Source organism: Nitrospira sp., assembly GCA_024760525.1.
Lineage (GTDB): Bacteria > Nitrospirota > Nitrospiria > Nitrospirales > Nitrospiraceae > Nitrospira_D.
In genome coordinates this window covers 2,136,985-2,155,556 of sequence record CP060499.1, presented here as the reverse complement: position 1 = coordinate 2,155,556, position 18,572 = coordinate 2,136,985, and the positions used below count along the sequence as shown (strand labels likewise).

The following is an 18,572-nucleotide window of genomic DNA, read 5'->3' as shown; positions in this document are numbered from 1 at the left end:
AAGCACAAGGGTGGCACGGCTATCTGATCTGATCCGGGAGGAGGCCTCTGATCCAAAAAGGGGCGAGCCGCCTCGGCCTCAGGCCGCGGCGTTATCCCTCGATGCCGATCGCTGCTGGTGTGTTTCGACGAGGCAGGAGCTACACCGGGTCAGAGAGGCGGTTCGTTCGAACAAAGCGCCGCAGCTCAAAGGATGCACTGATCTGGCCGGTCGTTTGGTGCAACTACTCCGGCGCAGCGACGAGCTCATCGGATGGGTCTTGGACGGTCAGGCCGAGGATTATCTCATAGAGAATGCACTGCACGTCGCCGTGTTGGGCGCCAAGGTGGGAATGGGGTTGCAGTACTCTGAGGACGACTTGGAACGATTGGCGTTGGCGGGGCTGCTGCACGACATCGGTATGTGGACCCTGCCTGCATCACTCGTCGAGAGGAGTGGATCTTTCTCGGATGACGAGCGAGATCTTCTTCGTACTCACCCTGAGCGGGGTCGGCGGATTCTCGCCGGGCACGGCAGCGTGTTCGAATGGGTTTCGGTGATAAGCGCGCAGGAGCACGAACGGTGGGACGGCAGTGGATATCCATGCCGATTAAAGGGCAACCAGATCACGGAGCCGGCGCAGATCATCGGCATTGTCGATGCACTGGATGCTATGGCGACCGCGAGGCCCTATCGAAAAAGCCTCACCCCTCACCAGGCAATCCGGGACCTGCTGCTTCACGCCAAGACGACATTTTCGCTCCGTGTTTTAAAGGCCGTGGGGGATCAGATCACTCTCTATCCGGTTGGAACAAGGATACGCCTCAGTACAGGAGAGATCGGAACTGTGAGGAGGATCAATTCACGGTATCCGCTGCGTCCGGTGGTCGCGGTCTCCAAGTTCGATGAAGTAACCGAATTGGATTTGTCCCAAGGGCTGTCGTCGCACGTCGCGGAGGTCCTGCAACCCATGGCGGCATCGTAGGAGAGACTGTATGCGGTGGCTCAGAAGAGAACCGGTCGCGATCGGTGTCGTAGCAATGGGGGTCGTGCTGCTTCTGACAGGCTGTCGAAACCCCGGGCAATCGACGTTGTCCCCATCGGCGGTGAGTGCTGTGCCGCATTCGCTTCCGTCGTTGCCGAAAGGCGATGTGTATGCCGATGAAACGGTTCCAACCGCCGAGACGCCGATCGAAACAGGAGATACGTTGGAGGTCGTCATCCGGAGAGGCGCGGGAGAAGAAAAGTTCAGCAGTTTGATACGGGAAAACGGGTCCGTATCCGTAGGGTTCATGGAAGTGGCCGTCGGCGGCCTCACCGTGGCTGAGGCCGAGCAGCGTGTTCAAGAAGCGGCCAAGCCGTTCATGCGGGACCCGCGCGTTCAGATCGCGCTCAAGAAAAAGCTGCTCAAGGTCAAGCGGGTGTTCGTGTTCGGAGATGTCAGAAAGCCCGGGGTCATCCCTATGGCGCGCAACATGACGGTATTGCAGGCCTTGGCTGCCGCCGACAACTTTCAGGAGACCGCGCTTTTGGAAGAGATTCGAGTGGTGCGGGGAGGGGACTTCGCAAAACCGCGCATTCTGACCGCCGATGTGGCGCGCTTGTTTACATATGGAGACCTCTCACGAAATATCGCGCTTGAAGAGAACGACGTCGTCTTTGTCCCGCGGGAACACCTCGGGGATGCGACCGAGGCGGCAAAGAAGATTATGCCGATTATTCAGGTCGCAATCATGCCGATTTATCCGGCGTATCTGATTCCGGCATTTACGTCCAGGCCCTAGACCGATGGTTTGAACCCAGGATTGCTCATGGCACAGTACGAACTGAACGTCATCGATTATTGGCTCATCCTCAAAAAGAGAAAGTATCTGATCCTACTTTCCACCGTCATGGTGGTCGTCTTTACATTCCTGTTTTCCGAGTTCCTTAAACCCAACCCGATTTACGAAGCCTCCGCGCGAGTGAAGTTCGAGCGTAGTACGACGATGGCGCAGCAACTCCTGGAATCCCTCTCATACTCCAATGTGAACGATCTTGGGACACAGATCGAGTTTGTTCGGAGCTTCCCGGTCATGGAGCGAGTGGCCGTGGATCTTGGGCGCGTCTCTCGTGAGGCGTCCGAAGAGGAGAAGAGGTCAGCCGCTTACCTCAACATTGTCTACAACCTGGGTCAAGAGATTACGGCGCAGCGAGAGGGAGATACCAACATCATTCGTATTTCAGCCGTATCCGGTCAACCTGAACAAGCGGAACGGATGGCGAATTCTACGGCGTCCGCTTATCGGGTTGAAAATATCGCCGCGCGGAATCGTCTCGTCAACGAATCGCGGCGGTTCGTCGAAGAACAGCTGGAGTATCTTGAAAAAAGCCTCAACGACTCGGAAGAGGCCTTGCGGGGATTCAAAGAAAACGAAGGCCGGGTGTTCCTCTCGGACGAGGCGAGAGCCGCGCTGGATACCTTTACCAAACTTGAAGAGCAGTACAACGAAGTGTTGCGAAAGCGCGCTGAGGGCGAACGCCAGATTGCCGTGCTCAAGAGATCGGATGCGGTCATCGGGAATCAGACGGGCCGGATCTTTACCGAGGAACAAAATGCCCTCCTCACGATCCTGAATCAGCGGCTGTTGGATTTGATTCAGGAAAGAGACACCCTGCTCATCAACTACACACCCGATCACCCGCAAGTGACGGAGCAGCAGTTGAAGATCGACAATGTCAAATCTGAAATGATCCGAGAGTTGAAGTCCAAAGTGGCCACACTGATGAATCGGGAAGACGCGCTGCAAGAACAGCGGGATCATTATCGGAAGCGCTACCTCGGATACCCTCGCGCCGCGATTCAGATGAGTCGATTGGAGCGCGAGGTCAAGGTGAACACCGATCTCCTCGCCACTCTGAAGGCGAAGCATCAGGAATTATTGATCAAAGGAGCAGAACGGATCGAGGAAGTGGCAATGATCGCTCCGGCCATGACTCCCATGAGTCCCATCAATGCATCGAACGTCACATTGAATCTGATGATCGGAGCGTTGATGGGATGCTTCCTGGGCATTGTCCTTGCGTTCGGCCGGGAATCCTTCGACACCTCGATAGGAACGATCGAAGGAGTCGAAGAGTTTCTCAAAGTGCCCGTCTTGGGAATCATTCCACAGTTCGATCAGAACGTCCTCAAAGACATGGCCGTGGAGGCGTTGCCTCCGGATACGCCTCCTTCCGTAGCGGACAGTTTGTCGAAGCTGGTGTGCCTGCTCGATCCCAAATCTGTCCTGTCGGAGAGTCTTCGGTCACTTCGAACGAATATTCAATTCGCCAGTATGGATCGGAGAGTCAAATCGATCATTTTTACCAGTGCCGCTTTGGGCGAAGGCAAAAGTACCTGTGTCATCAATCTGGCGATCACCATGGCGCAAGAGGGGATGAAGGTGCTGTTGGTCGATGCGGACCTCCGCAAGCCGATCGTGCATCAGCGGTTGGGCTTAGAGCGCGAGCCCGGACTGGTCGATGCCTTGCTCGGGACGACCTCGTGGCGATCCTATGTGCGCTCGGCGACGGATCTTATGCTTGGGACGGTCGGTGTCGATCGGTTGATGAATACCCCAGGGTTGGACAATCTTCACGTGCTCACCAGCGGGTCGGAATCGAGAAATCCGAACGAGTTCTTGAACATCAACAAGATCAAAACGCTGACATCAGAAATGCAGGAAGACTACGACATCGTGTTGATCGATACTCCGCCGATTCTCCCGGTCACGGATGCAGTCGCCTTTAGCTCGCGCGTCGACGGGGCCATTCTCGTGTACCAGGTCGGTCGGATCGGGCGGAATGCTCTTAAACGCGCCAAATTCCTGCTCGACCATGCGCAGGCGAATGTGCTTGGAGTGGTCCTCACTAACGTGAAATCGGAAGTCACGCCGGAGTACGGGCTCTATCGCTACGAGTATCGTTGACGTGATTCCAGGAGCTTCCGCGCCATGCAGCACACGGCCGTTAATGCACAAGACAGCCTCGTTATTTCGGCTCTTGCGGTCGCCATCGCGCTCGGCCTGACCCTGACAACACCCGCCATCGGCATGCAAGCCGTCGTCGGCTTCTTGATCGTTCTGACGGCCTTCACGTCCGTATCCGCTGCGCTCTATCTCCTGATCGCGTCGATGCTGTTGTCGCCTGAAATTGCGGTCGGACGGGTCGAAGGCCGCGGTGTTGGCGGGCGGGAACTGTCGTTTCGAATGGACGACATCCTCTTGGTCATCATCGGAGCGAGCTGGTTGGTCAAGAATATCATCTATCGTGAGCTGGCCCTGTTTCGGGAGACTCCACTCAACCGACCGATCGCCGTGTACATGGTGATCTGCGTGGTTTCGACTCTCGTCGGCATCTTGAACGGACATGTCAGACCCATGACAGGGTTTTTCTTCGTCCTGAAATACTTCGAATACTTCTTCGTGTTTTTCATGGTCGTCAACCATGTGCGGTCACAGGAGCAGGTCGTAGGCCTCGTGTCGGCTCTGCTCGTTGTGGGTCTCATCGTGAGCGTGTATGCGATTTATCAAATCCCAAGCGGGCAACGCGCATCAGCGCCCTTCGAGGGGGAAAGCGGTGAACCAAATACGCTCGGCGGCTACCTGGTGTTTTTACTGGCCATCATGACGGGTCTGTTGTTGCATATTCAGATCGGCCCAATCCGCATTGCATTGCTGGTGCTCAGCGGTTTTGCCATCTTGGCGCTCATGGCTACCTTGTCGCGTTCGTCCTACCTCGCCGGAGCCGTCCTGCTCATGGCGGTAGGGTTGACCCAGTGGCGGCGGCCGCGTGTGGTCACGCTCCTGCTCGCCATCATCATGCTGATTCCACTGTTGGCGCCTGCGAATGTGAAACAACGTGTGAATGAAACGTTTTTCGGGCGCCAGTATGGCGGAGAGATAAAGGTCGGCAAGGTGGGACTGGATCTTTCGACGACAGAGCGCTTGAAGTCATGGGCGTACGTCTTGAAAGACTGGGTTCACGATCCGATCTTAGGGCGTGGCATCACGGGATATGCTTGGGCGGACGCCCAATACGTCAAGATCATCGGCGAGACAGGCCTTGCAGGGCTTGTCGCCTTCGGATTCATCATCTATCGACTCTGGCGCTGCGCTCGAGAGTCGTTTCTGTCTCAAACCGATCCGTTCGCCAAAGGATTGGCCCACGGACTTCTGTTGGGCTTGCTCGCTCTCCTTGCCCACGGGATCGGGGCCAATACCTTCATCATCATCCGCATTATGGAACCATTTTGGCTTTGCGCAGGGCTCGTCATGCTATTGCCGACTCTATCGGCTCAGATTGAGTCGCCGGCCAGGCCCCAGGAGGCTGTGTGACGTGGTTTCTCTTTTGCTATTGGTATGAGCCGGATGCTCCTCGTGATCCGGTCGGGTTGATCCGAATGTGGGCCTTGGCGGACGCCCTCACCAAGGTTGGAGATAGAGTCACGCTCTTTCCCCCGCGGTATCGATCCGCGCTGAGACGGCGTGTCTGCACGGTCATTCCGATCCGGCTCATCCACCTGCGGTTTCTCCGGCCGCTTTCGTACGCACTGTTCTCATTCATACATGGGCTGATGCGTGCCCTGCTCGCACGGCCGGATGTCGTGTATTACCGATGGATGGACAGCCCACACGCATTGGTTCTGGCCAAACTCCTTGGCGTGCCGTGCGTCTGCGAGGTGAACGGCGAGCCGGTTCCCGAATGGCTCGATGATCGGACAGGAGTCGTGCACAGTCTCAAGCGGCTATCGGCCCGCCTGGCATTGCGGCATTGTGACCGCATTGTCGTGCTGACGGAGGGATTGCGGTCGTTGCTTCATGAACGCTATGACGTGCCGCTCGAGCGGATCGCACTACTTCCCAGTGGAACGGATGTGCAATTGTTTGTTCCGCGTGACGCGGTGGCCGCTCGATTGGAGCTGGGGCTCTCGCCTTCCCGCCCGTATGTTGGATTCGTCGGGAGTTTCTACCGTTATCAGGGTTTGGATGCCCTGCTGAGTGCGATGCTTGTGATCAAGACGGTGTATCCGACGGCACAGCTCATCTTGGTGGGCGACGGAGAGGCGGCTGAAGAACTCAAGCAACAGGCGGCGCGACTTAATCTGGAGGACAGCATCGCATGGACGGGTCGCATTCCATACTGGGAGGTTCCGGTTTGGATCAGTGCCATGAGTGTCTGCGTGGCTCCGTTTCGCGGCGATCGAGGTGAGACCTCGCCCGTGAAGATTTTCGACTATCTCGCGTGTGGCCGGCCGGTAGTGGCCAGCGCCATTCCCTCCGTCGTCTCGATCTTCACTACCGATAGCGGTGTGCAATTGGTGCCGCCGGACGAGGCCCGCCCGCTTGCCGATGCAATCATCGCACTCTTGAAGGACTCAGCGCGGTGCGGAGTCATGGGTGCGCAGGGTCGCCGCTTCGTGGAAAGCAGGTTTTCCTGGACGGCCATCGCGGGACAACTCAGACGATGGCTCGATGAAGACATGACAGCCACTCATCATGCACATTCTCACGTACTGTGACGAAGATCTCGGGGTGGCGGCGGGTGGTGCGCGGCAGGTATTGGAACTTGCCAAGGCGTTGGCATTACGAGGGCATGAGGTCACCGTGGTGGCTCCGGAGTCTCATCGATACGAATCCGGCTTCTCAGCGCCGGCCGCAATCCGCATGCAGCGGGTTCCCGTGGTCAGATGGGGAAGCATGCGTCCCGTTTCATTTCTCGTGAACTCGATCCGTACACTCAAAAGACTCCTATGTACAAGTCGACCGGATCTGTTGCTGTGGTTCGATTCACCCGGTCAGATGGCTCCCCTTTGGGCTCTGCGAAACGTCTCCTGTCCTGTCGTGTACTTCGTCAACGGACTCCCCGCTGAGGAAGTACGAGGTCTGTGGCGTCTTGCACCGCTTCCTGACCTATTAACGTATGGTCTTCGCTGTGCATCAAGGAAGGCAAAGGCGGTCGTGAGTGTATGCCCAGAAATGTTGATAAGTCTCCAAAGCCTTGAGCCGGTCGATCCCAAGAAATGCTTCGTGATCAGGAATGGGGTGGACCCAGATCGGTTCTGTCCGCAATCGCATGAACGAGCCAGGAAGGAATTACATCTCGGCGGTTCGGGACCCTACATCGGATTTGTCGGAGGATTTTTCCCGTGGCATGGTCTGGATACATTGGTCGATGCAATGGTCATCGTCGCAAAATCCTTTCCAACGGTGCAATGCCTTTTGGTCGGAGACGGGCAAACAAAGGCCGCATTAGAACAACGGGTTGATCGCCTCCAACTTTCTCCTTACATCCGTTTTACCGGGCGCGCCGGCTTCGATGTTGTGCCTCAATGGATTGCGGCCTGCGACGTCTGTGTGGTCCTCCATCGACAGACTCGTTCCTATCCAGGGGATTCAATGAAGCTGTGGGAATATTTGGCTTGTGGGCGACCGGTCGTCGCAACGGAAGGGCCCGGCTACGGAGACACCGTATCTGAGCTGCGCTGCGGTTTGCCGACAGCAGCCGACGATCCAGACGATCTTGCTCGGCAACTCGTTACGCTCTTGGGCGATCATCAGCTCCGACGAAGCATGGGAGAGCGCGGGCGGGCTGCCGTGATGAGATCTCATACCTGGTCGGCACGAGCCGCGCAACTCGAGCAGGTCTGTCACCGGGCTATCGCCGGAACAGCGCTCGCGGCATGAACGGCACGGCAGGGCAACAGGCACACGGACAGTCGACTGACCATGTCTATTCAGAATGATGAATCGGGCGCGACGCGTCTACGTCATCGGATCCTTCGCGCCGGCTGGTGGGCTGGTGGAGGATTCTTGCTCGACAAGGTGATTGCGGCGGGACAACTTGCCGTCCTGGCGAGAATCCTGACACCGGTGGATTTCGGAATCATGGCCGCGTCGGCCGCCGTGTTACTGGCGATGTTGACCCTCAGTGAGTTGGGGGTTGATTCGGCTCTCATTGCGAAAGAGCGCGTGACTGAGGAAGACCTGGCCACGGCATGGACACTGTCGGCTCTCCGGGGGCTGGTGATGGCGGCAGGAATCTGGGTCTTGGCGGGGATAATCAGCGATCTGATGCGTATGCCGGTGCTTGAGTCCCTGTTGCGTGTCCACGCCCTGGCATTGATCGTACAGGGAGTCCAAAGCCCGGCACTGGCCATGATGATGAAACAACTCGACCTGAAGCGTCGCGTGACACTGGATGTTGTCCGTCGAAGTGTGGAAGCGACCGTGACCGTCACCGTTGCGGTTGTCTACCGGACCGTCTGGGCACTCGTCATCGGGCAGCTGGCCGGCCTGGTGGTCGGATGTGTGCTGTCTTTTCTGGTGTCGCCCTTTACTCCGCGGTGGTCCCTGAAAAGCTCATCAGTATCCTACTTTTTCCGGTACGGCAGCCGTCTCAACATCACGACGCTGTGTGCCTTCGGGGTCATGACCGGTGGAGAACTGGTCGTCGGTCGGGAACTCGGAGCGGAAGCGCTCGGATTCTATCAGGTGGCGCTCGCCATCCCGCTGCTGTTGGGCGCTCGAGCCACATCGCTCATGCAGCAAATCAGCGTGCCGACGTATGCTTCATTGCAGCAAGACCGGCTCGGGGTTGCCCGTGTCTTCGACCTCCAAGCGGGACTTGTGGGTATCGCCTACATTCCGCTGGCGGTGATGATCGGTACCTTGGCGCCTATTCTTGTGCCCTTCGTGTTTGGCCCGCAATGGATCGGTATTGTCGATCCGCTGAAAGTGCTTTGTGTATATACCGTTTGTAGCGGATATGCCGCTGTGATGGCCTCGTTGCACTTTGGAATGGGACGTCCCGACCTTCAAATGAGGAGTTGGGTCGGGCAGTGTGTATTGTATCTGGCCATCATTGTTCCAATGACGAGCTCGTTGGGGGTACTCGGCGCCGCTCTCTCGCTGACAATCAGCTTCATACTCGGCGTTGTACTGCAAGCGTTGGAAACACACCGACTTCTGGGCTCATCCGGCCATGCCACCTTCGTGGCACTCGGCCGAACAGGGATCATTGGTCTCATAGCGGGCGTACTCCTCTCCTCACTACAGGGAGAGCATCAAGTCGCGATTCCCTGGACGCCCGAGATCCTTGCTCTGCTTGCCGCTGGAATGCTCGGTGGGTATCTGTGGTGGATTGAGCGTCCACGCCTCAATGCGCTCTGGAACTATCAAGCACAGGGTGCAAGAGCATGACATCGGGAGATTCAGGAGATTTAGTGGACATGTCGATCGCCATCATCAGCTACAACACCCGAACGTTGTTGCTCGATTGCCTCAAGTCGGTGTTCGAATCTACGGATGCGATTCGATTTGAAGTCATCGTCGTAGACAACAACTCGCAGGATGCGACGGTACCCGCCGTGCAAATGACGTATCCCAAGATTGACCTTATTGTGAATCCAGACAACCTGGGATTTGCCAAAGCGGTCAACCAAGCGTTCGCACTGAGCCGCGGGCGATATTTTCTCATGTTGAACAGCGACACACGTATATGGCCGCAGACATTGGATCGGATGCTGGCCTGTCTTGATCAAGAGCCAACGATCGGCGCCGTGGGGTGCAAACAGTGGACCGGGGATGGCCTCCTGTACCAATCTTGTTATCCCTTTCCATCGATTCGGGATCATCTGATCTATGCCGAGGTCTTCCGACGATGGGCTCCTACGTTACAGGGTTCCCTGGCGGCCAGGCAGGTCATCGACTGTTCGCAGTCACAGGATGTGGACTGGATCAATGGGGCGTGTCTCCTGGTGCGCCGCGAGCTGATGAAGGCGTGCGGTGGGTTAGACGAAGGGTATTTCATGTATTTCGAGGATGTGGATCTATGCCGGGAAATCCGGCGGCGGGGGTATCGGATTCGGCATCTGGCCGATGCAGACATCGTACATTTGCTCGGCCGCAGTGGAACGAATGATCGAGCTTGTTTGAACATCGTATGGGAGTTCAGCCGAATCAGGTACGTGGAAAAACACTTTTCATGGCTCAAATGCTGGATCATGAAAGGCTGGATAGCCGTTGGAGCACTGGTTCGTCTGATCGGGGCGCTCGGCAGATCCCAATCGGTTGCGACAGACATATCTTTCGACACCTATCTGTCGATCGTACGTCGTTTATTGATCGGAAGACGGCCGACACAGACTGGCTTGGCCTGGTCCGGTCTGAATAAAGGATAAAGGACACGCTCGTGGAACGACGATCCCCTTATCCCACTGATACGCAGCACATGGTGAACTTGTCAGGATATGTGTGGGCCGCTCGTCAAGTCGGCTCACTGGGGAACCGGCGCATTTTGGATCTCTCTTGTGGAACCGGTTACGGTGCCGACTACCTCGGCGCTAGGGCGGATCGGATTGTCGGGATCGATTGCGTGCCAAGCGTCGTCGCCAAGAGCCGAACCGATTATCCTCGATGCAATGTCGATTTTCTTGCGATGGATGGATGCGCCCTCGGTTTTCGGGATGAATCGTTCGACTGCATCGTTTCACAGGATACGATTGAACACATCCAAGATGACCAGCGTTTCGTCGCCGAGCTCACTCGCGTGTTGAAACCTCAAGGCATGCTCATCATTTTTACACCTCATGGAAAGGGGAGGGGAGTCATTCCAGGTGATCCTTACCACGTTCGTGAATACACGGCGGATGAGTTCGAAGCGCTCCTGGCGCCATACTTTTCGATCATTCGCTGGTATGGACGCCGCCAAGGCCGGCGGTTGATGGCTGTAGAACAATCGATGGATCGCGTCCGTCAGTGGGATCCGTCAGGACTCCGAAATTGTGTGCCACGACCCATCCGTCATTGGATCGGTGGCCTGATCAGTCGATGGCATGGGGGACCACCGTTGGACGAGATCGTTCCGGCGGATATTGAATACGGCGAAGGAATTGCCGAAGACACCAACTTGATCGGGGTCTGTATTAAATGATCGGCCGCCCGAATAGTCAGAGGTTCAACACAGGAATGATTGTCCTGTCGGCAATCTGTATGGGTCTGCTTGCGCGAGCCTGGGTCATCTGGACGGCGCCAGGGCATTCGTTTGCCGTCGATCAGCTGTTTGATACGCTGGCATGGAATCTGGTGATTCTGGGGCGGTTCACGCTGGATGGGGTCGATCCTGCCGCGCATGTCGCCCCTCTCTATCCGGCCGTGCTCGCAAGTTTCTATTTCCTGGTCGGCCATCGACCGGACTGGGTGCCGATGCTTCATATACTCTTCGATCTCGGAGCCGCGTGGAGTCTCTACCGAGTTGGAACTGCATTGTGGGATTCCCGAGTAGGGGCGTGGACTGCGTCCATCGTATTCCTTTATCCGGCCTATTGGACCTATGACCCAAGGATCCGGAGCGAAGCCCTTTTGACACTGTTAATCAGTGTCTGGCTCTGGACGGTGGTCAGATCTGCACAGGTCCCGTCCAGCCGTCAATTCACCCTGATGGGGCTCGCTGCCGGTCTGACGATCCTGTGTAAACCGGTGGTCTTGGTGTTGGCCGTGGTCTTGATGGCGTTCATATGGATAGACACCGATCAGCTCTCACAACGGGTCAAGTATGGAGTGGTGTACGGAGCGACGTGTCTCGTGCTCGTGCTGCCGTGGTCCGTGCGGAACTACATGTCGTTTCATCACATTATCCCGGTTTCGGCCGGTGTGGGCGCAGGGCTGTGGATGGGAAGTGATCCCTCGTCTCGGGGCAGTTGGCCGATGTCGCAGGAACAAGAACAAGCCATATGGGAGAGTGCCGGGATCACCCCGCTGCCCTATGCATATGCGATGTATGACGTGTCGACGGATCAACTGCTTCGTAGAAAGGGAGTAGATCGAATCGTGGCCGACCCATTGAATTACGCGGCCCTGACATGTGGAAGGATCTGGGATTTCTGGGTCGGCAACGCATACTACTTGTCGGATGAAGGACAAGGGTTCATGCATGGGCTGCAGAAGGATCTCAAGGAGAGGAATTTGGCGGTGGCCACGTATAGTCTGGTCAAGCGGCTGTTGCTTGTTCCTGGTCTGATTGTCTTGGCTTGCTTCAGTGCGTGGGTTCATCGAGAGCACTGGAAGACCCTGCTTCCTCTCTATCTGTTCCCTATCGGCCTGACGGCGGGGTATGTGCCCTTCACTGTGGAAGCCGGTCGCTATGCGCTACCCGTACTACCGTGTCTCATGATGCTATCAGTCGCAGCAGTTCCTCATTTTAGGATGCGTCGAGCAATTCTCCAGAGGCGGCCGGTTTCATTACATATGACGAGCGCGTGATGGCCTACGAATTGACGAGAGATCACTTTTCCGACGTCCTGAAAACCTACCAGCCGTCTGCCTATGAGTCTTTCGGGCAGCAAGATGAACGGTTCAAGATTCCCATGCACCATGCGATGAAATGCCGGGACCGTTTGCATGTGGCATTGCGGAGCGGTTTGCGCATGCTGCCGCCGGAGACACAGTCGATCGTCGATTTAGGGCCTTTCCCCGGAAGCTTGTTGAGACTGCTCCGTCGCATCAGGTATACGAAAGCGGCTCAGTTGTACGGAGCCGGGCTGATGGTTTCCCGGGACTTCGTAGAGTTCATGCGGCAGGACATCCATGCGGACATCATGACGGTCGACCTCGATCCGTTGGGCGGTCACTTTCAAGCTAAGGGATACTCCGAGAAGGTCCCTCTTCCGGACCATTCGGTCCAACTGGTCTTCGCGCTGGAAATCATCGAACATCTGACTTCGCCGTTCCATTTGCTCGAGGAAGCGTTTCGAATTCTTCGTTCCGGCGGTCATGTGGTGCTGACGACGCCGAACGTCACTCGGATCGGGAACATCTTCAAGCTCTTGATCGGTCGTACCCTGAACGATCGCCTTGCTCCACCGGGATACAAGAATCCCGATGATGAATGGCGGCCGCATGCCCGAGAGTATGCCATGCACGAATTGACCGACATGCTGAGCCAAACCGGATTTTGCATCGCGGAATCCCGGTATTTTCTCGGCGAAGACACACAAGACTGCCGTCAGTCCGTCAAGCAACATGGCATTGATTGGGCCAAATGGCCGTTCTATGTCGTGCCTCACTTGCGCGGCAGCCTGTTGATCGTCGGGAGGAAACCATGAAGCCGGTCGTTCTGGCGCAACTGGCCGGCTCAGCCGGGTATGGTGGAGGTGAGCGGTATCTGGAACTGCTGTTTGATCGATTGGACCACACCCGTTTTCGTCCGCTCCTGATCTGTCCGGAACCGGGTCCGTTTGTCGGGAGAATGATATCAAAGAAGGTTCCGACCAGCGTCGTCCCCCTGACCCCGCTCTTCAATCCGTTGGCGCTCCTGCGGCTGGCATACGTACTCAAGCAGAACAAGGTGACGGTTCTCCAAACGCATGGGGCGCGCGCGAACGTGTATGGGCGCCTGGCAGCATGGTTGGCCGGAGTGCCTTGCGTGGTGGCGACGATACACAACTCCATCAGAGATTACGAAATCAACCCGGCCAAACGGTCTTTCTATATCGCGATCCTGCGGGCTCTGCTTCCACAGGCCGATCGACTGATTTGTGTCTCCGATGCCATCAAGCGAGATGTCCTGGCCGACTGCCCCGCTGCTGCTGCGAGAACGACGACGGTTTGGAACGGGATTGACCTCCTTTCGTTCTCCGGTTGGGGAAATCGCAACAAGATCAGGAGAGAATGGTGTGTAGGAAATGGGCCCGCGCTCCTCACAGTCGCGAGACTCACGGAGGAAAAGGGCCATCGGTTTTTGATCGGTGCTCTCCCCGGTCTTCTGGAAGAATGGCCGTCACTGGTTTGCTTGTTTGTTGGGGAAGGTGAATGTCGGGAAGTCCTCAGGACCTTGGCGAGAGAGAAGGGAGTTGAGCAGTCCTGTCGGTTTGTGGGCGCTCGGGACGACGTGGGAGACTGGTATGCCGCAGCAGATGTGGTCGTGTTGCCTTCCCTGTCAGAAGGGTTTCCCTTTGTAGTCCTAGAGGCGTTGGCCATGTGCCGGCCCGTTGTTGCAACGAGCGTCAATGGTGTGCCGGAGATCGTCCGCGACGGCAGCAACGGCCTACTGGTTCCCCCGAGGAACTCCCATGCCTTGGAAGCGGCGATTCGGAGTATGCTTCGGGATCCGGCTTGGGCCGCGCGAATGGGCAAGACAGGGCAACAAGAAGTGGCAGCGCGGTTTACGGCAGGGAAAATGGTTCAAGACACGGTCAAGGTATTTGAAGAGGCGATGCCGGCCTTGCGCAGCTCATCGGCGGTTGCACCTCCAGAGGTGCAGAAGGAAGCGGCATGAACGCGGCAAGCGCTCTCCAAGAAGCTTCCAGCATATGTCCCTGCGGAACTCTGGAACCGCCGTCCGAGGTATTTCACACTCCAACCAGGCGGTATGTTCAGTGTCCCACGTGTGAGCTCGTGTTTCTCTCTCCTCGCCCGGCACGCGAGTCAGTCGAAGACTATTTTCGTGAAAGCTACGATGGTGATTATGGAGCCGTCGAAGCCTTAGATGATCGTCAGCCGGTGTTTCGAAGTGTGTTGAAGCACCTGTCTTCGTATCGATCGCCCTCAGGTACCCTGCTTGATATCGGGTGTGGAGATGGAGGGTTCCTGTTGCTCTGTCGAGAGGGCGGATGGAACTGCTCGGGAATCGAACTATCCAAACAGGCCGCGCTTCGAGCCGCGCAGAAGGGGTTCCCTATGTTACCGCCCCACACGCTTGGGGATGGTGAACAGGTGCCGCGATTCGATGTCGTGACCTTGATCAACGTGCTGGAAACCGTGGCCGACCCGTCAGTCATGCTTCAGCAAGCGAGCAACCTCCTCACACCGAAGGGACTGATGCTGGTGCGCGCGACAAACGGAGTGTTCCATCTATCGATGCGGAACCCCGCTCGCTGGATCGGCTCCCAATATGACCAAGCCTTCCATTGGTATCTTTACACTGCCAGAGCGCTGACGACCTTGATGGAACGAGCCGGGCTCAGCATCATCAGCCTGCGCAATTCCAGGCCCAGCCGAGGTCCCTTGTCTCCCGTGCACCCATGGGTGAGCCGATTGAAATGGACAGTCAGCCGAACAGTACTGTGGCCGCTATCTCAGACTGTGTACTACGTAACGAGCGGTCGTCTCCTGTGCGCTCCCTCGTTTGAAATCGTCGCTCAGCGACCAGGATAGGAACCATGAGTGCCTATTTGGCGCACAAGCGGTCTTGGAAACGGACACTGCGCGGATGGGGTGCGATCTTGTTGTTGTGCCTTCTCGGCGCCATGGCGGCACTCGGTGTGCGCACACTCCTGGAGTCAGTCGGAAGCGCGAAGCATACGCGATATGAACCGGTGGACGTTCCGCCGCAATCGGTATCGCCACAACACGAACGCGAGCGGCAAGAGTTGGAGCGTCGCGATCGTGCCGTACTCGACAAGGGGAAATAGTTCCATGTGCGGAATTTGCGGAGTCATAGGACAGAATGACGGCACGGCGGTCCACGCAATGCTTGGAAGACTGGTCCATCGTGGTCCGGACGAGGAAGGAGTCTATCGGCAATCTGGAATCGCGCTTGGCGTGCGGAGACTTCGAGTGATCGATCCGGAAGGTGGCCGGCAACCGGTCAGCAATGAGACGGGTACCGTGTGGGCCATCATGAACGGCGAGATCTACAACTACCGAGAATTGCGGAAAGAGCTGTTGAACAGAGGGCACCACCTGACGAATCAGTGTGATACGGAAGTCCTGGTCCATTTGTATGAAGATGAAGGGTTCGAGGCGTTTCGCCGATTGCGAGGCATGTTTGCCATTGCCTTGTGGGATCAGGAGCGTCGCTGCGCATGGTTGATCCGTGATCGTCTTGGCATCAAACCGCTGTACTATGCGATCCGCTGCCCCGAAGCCGGTGGGGAAAGGTGCGTGGTATTTTCATCGGAGATTCCCTCATTACTCGAGGCCTTGCCCGATTGGCAGCTCTGTCCCGAAAGCATCGCCGAATATTTGACGCATTTATACATACCGGGATCTGCCACGGCTGTCGCCGGCGTGCAACAGCTGCGTCCCGGTCAAGCGTTGAAGGTATCGGATGGACGTACAGAATTGCTGCGCTACTATCGTCTGGAGGATGAGCTTCACCATGACGGCCAGTGGACGAGCCAGGATGCCGTACCGGAAGTCTTACGCGCGTTTGAGGAGACAGTGCATGCTCATCTCGTGAGCGATGTGCCCTTGGGATTATTCCTCTCAGGCGGCCTCGACTCCGCGTCCCTCTTGGCTGTCATGGCCAAATACCAGACAGACCCCATCAAGACCTTCACGATCGGATATGAGCATCCTGCCGATCAATCGTTCAGTGAACTGGAATCGGCGCGCTTTCTGGCTGCTCATTTCAAGACAACCCATACCGAAACGATTCTGAAACCGGATGCGGTTGCCCTTATCGAGAAGGTGGTCGAGGGGATGGGCGAGCCATTCGCCGACTCATCGGCCATTCCGACCTATTTGGTGTCTGAAATCGCTCGGCAAACCGTCACGGTTGCGCTCTCGGGGATCGGTGGAGACGAACTCTTCGGTGGGTATCCTCGATATCTTGGCATGCGCACCGCCGCACAGTATCAACGCCTCCCACTGAAGCTCCGTGAACGGATAGCTCAATGGAGTGCATCCATTGGCGAGCGAGGAACCAGCCGCGATCACGCTGCCCGCCTGAAACGATTTCTCCAGGGTGGCCATCTCCCGCTTCCAGAGCAGTACCGCCGGTGGACCACGTTTATTCCTGCTGAATGGGACGGCACTCTCTGGGGGGACCAATTGGAGGCCATGTTTGCCGGTGAGAGGCCGCGAGGACTTGCCGACGAGTTGTTCGACCAGTGGCCCTCAACCGATCCCATGAATTGTGCCATGGGCGTGGACCTACAGAGCTATCTGCCGGATGATCTCCTGCGCATGGGGGATCGAATGAGCATGGTGCATTCGCTCGAGCTGCGCGTTCCATTTTGCGACCAGCAACTGGTGACCGCAGCGCTGCGGGTCCCGTCTTCGATGCGGTTTGCCGGTTGGCGCTTGAAAGGATTCATGCGTCGAATGCTGCGAGGGATCCTGCCGGATCGGATTCTTCATGCACCCAAGCAAGGGTTCATGGTGCCGATGGCTCGATGGCTTCGAGAGGACCTTCGTGAGATGGCACACGACCTATTATCGGATGATGTGATCAGGAAACGAGGCTATGTGAAACCGCGCTACGTACAATGGCTATGGGAAGAGCATGACGCCGGCCGTCGAAACTGTTCGGATCAACTCTACGCACTGATCGTGCTGGAACTCTGGCATCGACGGGTGCGTGCCGGTTCCCATGACAGAACGGAGGTCGTGGCGAGCGCATGAACATACTATTACTGGCCGAAGTCTCGGCACAACGCGTGATCGGCGGGGCGGAGCGCGTGCTGCGCAATCAAGCTTTGGGGTTGGCAGCGCTCGGACATCGGGTGGAGTTGCTCGCGCGAGCTCCGGAGAATGAGCCGGAAGGCGTGATCGAGGTGGATGGTCTCCGGGAATGGCGGTATCCCGTCAGCCGGAGGCATGAAGCGGCGTTTCTCTGGTCCTCGGTGCGCCGATCGGTCGAGTACTTCGACCGTCTCCGCGCAACCGAACCGCTGGATGCCGTCATCGTGCATCAGTCCATGGCCGGACTCGGACCGATTCTGTCGCGCCGCCATGCGGCGTCACGATGGATCTATATTTGCCACTCTCTCGCTCACGAGGAATATGGGACGAGACAGGCTCCGGCTCGATCGACCATCACGAGCTTGCGTCGACATGCCAATCTTCGAGGCAGGCGCTCGGTGGAACACGCAGTCATGTCCCGATGCCACCGTGTGGTGGTCCTCAGTCAGTTCATGCGCCAGCGGGTGATAGGCACGCACGGGATCTCGGCCGATCGCATAGGACTGATTCCTGGAGCGGTCGATCCGCAAGCCTTTATGCCTTCAGGAGAGCGGAACTTCGCAAGAGCCGCGCTCAACCTGCCGGACAACCACACGGTCCTCTTCACGGTTCGCAATCTCGTGCCGAGGATGGGGTTGGAAAATTTGCTCAGTGCGATACAGATGTTGAATACCGCCGAGCACCGATTCGTGCTGGTGATCGGGGGAGAAGGCCCGCTCCGTGAACACCTTCAAGCGGACATTCGGCGAAAAAGGTTGCAGGACGTTGTACGCCTCGCCGGATTCATTCCAGAATCCCAACTCCGTCAATACTATCAGGCAGCCGATCTTGTGTTGATGCCGAGTCTTCAGTTGGAGGGGTTTGGGTTGGTGATGGTTGAGGCTCTGGCCTGTGGAACACCGGTCCTGGGGACGCCGGTTGGCGCCATTCCTGAAGTCTTGAACCAGGTCGACCCCATCTTGGTTGCTCAAGGGGCGGATGGTCGTTCGATTGCTGAGGCCCTTGAACGGGTCTTGAGACGTTTGCAGGAACCGGGTGAGGCGGTTCGCCTGGCGAAAAAGGGGCGAGCTCTGATCGAGCATCGCTACAATTGGACACAACATTGTACCGAGTTAGTCAGAATGTTGGACAACCCAATGGCGTTTCGGATGGCTGCGTAGAACAGGA

General features: G+C 57.1%; 16 protein-coding genes. All 16 read left to right on the top strand.

Annotation, left to right across the window (positions count from 1 at the left end):
- The first annotated feature begins 10 nt into the window (after window positions 1-10).
- Genes H8K04_10120 through H8K04_10045 form a run of 16 tightly spaced genes read left to right on the top strand, consistent with a single transcriptional unit; the run spans window position 11 to window position 18,565 of the window.
- Window positions 11-964 carry an HD domain-containing protein gene (locus tag H8K04_10120; protein UVT14226.1) on the top strand — a complete coding sequence of 318 codons (954 nt, stop codon included), beginning with the start codon at window positions 11-13 and terminating at the stop codon, window positions 962-964.
- Between the two features lie 10 nt (window positions 965-974).
- Window positions 975-1,763 carry an SLBB domain-containing protein gene (locus tag H8K04_10115; GenBank protein UVT14225.1) on the top strand — a complete coding sequence of 263 codons (789 nt, stop codon included), beginning with the start codon at window positions 975-977 and terminating at the stop codon, window positions 1,761-1,763.
- A gap of 27 nt (window positions 1,764-1,790) precedes the next feature.
- Window positions 1,791-3,929, top strand: a complete 2,139-nt coding sequence (locus H8K04_10110; protein ID UVT14224.1) for a polysaccharide biosynthesis tyrosine autokinase — start codon at window positions 1,791-1,793, stop codon at window positions 3,927-3,929.
- Between the two features lie 24 nt (window positions 3,930-3,953).
- Window positions 3,954-5,336: an O-antigen ligase family protein gene (locus tag H8K04_10105; GenBank protein ID UVT14223.1), complete on the top strand. Its 1,383-nt coding sequence runs from the start codon at window positions 3,954-3,956 to the stop codon at window positions 5,334-5,336.
- Window positions 5,333-6,520 carry a glycosyltransferase family 4 protein gene (locus H8K04_10100; GenBank protein UVT14222.1) on the top strand — a complete coding sequence of 396 codons (1,188 nt, stop codon included), beginning with the start codon at window positions 5,333-5,335 and terminating at the stop codon, window positions 6,518-6,520. The genes H8K04_10105 and H8K04_10100 overlap by 4 nt, the downstream gene beginning before the upstream one ends.
- Window positions 6,498-7,685, top strand: coding sequence for a glycosyltransferase family 4 protein (locus H8K04_10095; protein ID UVT14221.1), 1,188 nt, complete (start codon window positions 6,498-6,500; stop codon window positions 7,683-7,685). The genes H8K04_10100 and H8K04_10095 overlap by 23 nt, the downstream gene beginning before the upstream one ends.
- 42 nt (window positions 7,686-7,727) lie before the next feature.
- Window positions 7,728-9,200, top strand: a complete 1,473-nt coding sequence (locus tag H8K04_10090) for an oligosaccharide flippase family protein (GenBank protein ID UVT14220.1) — start codon at window positions 7,728-7,730, stop codon at window positions 9,198-9,200.
- 29 nt (window positions 9,201-9,229) lie between these two features.
- Window positions 9,230-10,180: a glycosyltransferase family 2 protein gene (locus H8K04_10085; GenBank protein ID UVT14219.1), complete on the top strand. Its 951-nt coding sequence runs from the start codon at window positions 9,230-9,232 to the stop codon at window positions 10,178-10,180.
- Between the two features lie 11 nt (window positions 10,181-10,191).
- Window positions 10,192-10,932, top strand: a complete 741-nt coding sequence (locus H8K04_10080; protein ID UVT14218.1) for a class I SAM-dependent methyltransferase — start codon at window positions 10,192-10,194, stop codon at window positions 10,930-10,932.
- 59 nt (window positions 10,933-10,991) lie between these two features.
- Entirely contained in the window at window positions 10,992-12,260 is a 1,269-nt protein-coding gene (locus tag H8K04_10075) for a glycosyltransferase family 39 protein (GenBank protein UVT14217.1), read from the top strand.
- On the top strand, window positions 12,260-13,102 hold the full coding sequence (locus tag H8K04_10070) for a methyltransferase domain-containing protein (GenBank protein UVT14216.1): 843 nt from the start codon (window positions 12,260-12,262) through the stop codon (window positions 13,100-13,102). Before H8K04_10075 ends, H8K04_10070 begins: the two co-directional genes overlap by 1 nt.
- The gene (locus tag H8K04_10065) at window positions 13,099-14,274 is read left to right on the top strand and encodes a glycosyltransferase family 4 protein (GenBank protein UVT14215.1); all 1,176 of its coding nucleotides are present in this window, start codon (window positions 13,099-13,101) and stop codon (window positions 14,272-14,274) included. The genes H8K04_10070 and H8K04_10065 overlap by 4 nt, the downstream gene beginning before the upstream one ends.
- On the top strand, window positions 14,271-15,152 hold the full coding sequence (locus tag H8K04_10060) for a class I SAM-dependent methyltransferase (protein UVT14214.1): 882 nt from the start codon (window positions 14,271-14,273) through the stop codon (window positions 15,150-15,152). The genes H8K04_10065 and H8K04_10060 overlap by 4 nt, the downstream gene beginning before the upstream one ends.
- Window positions 15,153-15,157: 5 nt before the next feature.
- Window positions 15,158-15,409 carry a hypothetical protein gene (locus H8K04_10055; protein ID UVT14213.1) on the top strand — a complete coding sequence of 84 codons (252 nt, stop codon included), beginning with the start codon at window positions 15,158-15,160 and terminating at the stop codon, window positions 15,407-15,409.
- A 4-nt stretch (window positions 15,410-15,413) separates the two neighbouring features.
- Window positions 15,414-17,345: an asparagine synthase (glutamine-hydrolyzing) gene (gene asnB, locus H8K04_10050; GenBank protein UVT14212.1), complete on the top strand. Its 1,932-nt coding sequence runs from the start codon at window positions 15,414-15,416 to the stop codon at window positions 17,343-17,345.
- On the top strand, window positions 17,342-18,565 hold the full coding sequence (locus H8K04_10045; protein ID UVT14211.1) for a glycosyltransferase family 4 protein: 1,224 nt from the start codon (window positions 17,342-17,344) through the stop codon (window positions 18,563-18,565). The genes asnB and H8K04_10045 overlap by 4 nt, the downstream gene beginning before the upstream one ends.
- Window positions 18,566-18,572 lie beyond the last annotated feature (7 nt).

Coding starts and splice junctions, on each gene's coding strand:
- H8K04_10115 (UVT14225.1), top strand. CDS start 975: ATGCGGTGGCTCAGAAGAGAACCGGTCGCGATCGGTGTCGTAGCAATG.
- H8K04_10110 (UVT14224.1), top strand. CDS start 1,791: ATGGCACAGTACGAACTGAACGTCATCGATTATTGGCTCATCCTCAAA.
- H8K04_10105 (UVT14223.1), top strand. CDS start 3,954: ATGCAGCACACGGCCGTTAATGCACAAGACAGCCTCGTTATTTCGGCT.
- H8K04_10095 (UVT14221.1), top strand. CDS start 6,498: ATGCACATTCTCACGTACTGTGACGAAGATCTCGGGGTGGCGGCGGGT.
- H8K04_10090 (UVT14220.1), top strand. CDS start 7,728: ATGTCTATTCAGAATGATGAATCGGGCGCGACGCGTCTACGTCATCGG.
- H8K04_10085 (UVT14219.1), top strand. CDS start 9,230: ATGTCGATCGCCATCATCAGCTACAACACCCGAACGTTGTTGCTCGAT.
- H8K04_10075 (UVT14217.1), top strand. CDS start 10,992: ATGGGTCTGCTTGCGCGAGCCTGGGTCATCTGGACGGCGCCAGGGCAT.
- H8K04_10070 (UVT14216.1), top strand. CDS start 12,260: ATGGCCTACGAATTGACGAGAGATCACTTTTCCGACGTCCTGAAAACC.
- H8K04_10065 (UVT14215.1), top strand. CDS start 13,099: ATGAAGCCGGTCGTTCTGGCGCAACTGGCCGGCTCAGCCGGGTATGGT.
- H8K04_10060 (UVT14214.1), top strand. CDS start 14,271: ATGAACGCGGCAAGCGCTCTCCAAGAAGCTTCCAGCATATGTCCCTGC.
- H8K04_10055 (UVT14213.1), top strand. CDS start 15,158: ATGAGTGCCTATTTGGCGCACAAGCGGTCTTGGAAACGGACACTGCGC.
- asnB (UVT14212.1), top strand. CDS start 15,414: ATGTGCGGAATTTGCGGAGTCATAGGACAGAATGACGGCACGGCGGTC.
- H8K04_10045 (UVT14211.1), top strand. CDS start 17,342: ATGAACATACTATTACTGGCCGAAGTCTCGGCACAACGCGTGATCGGC.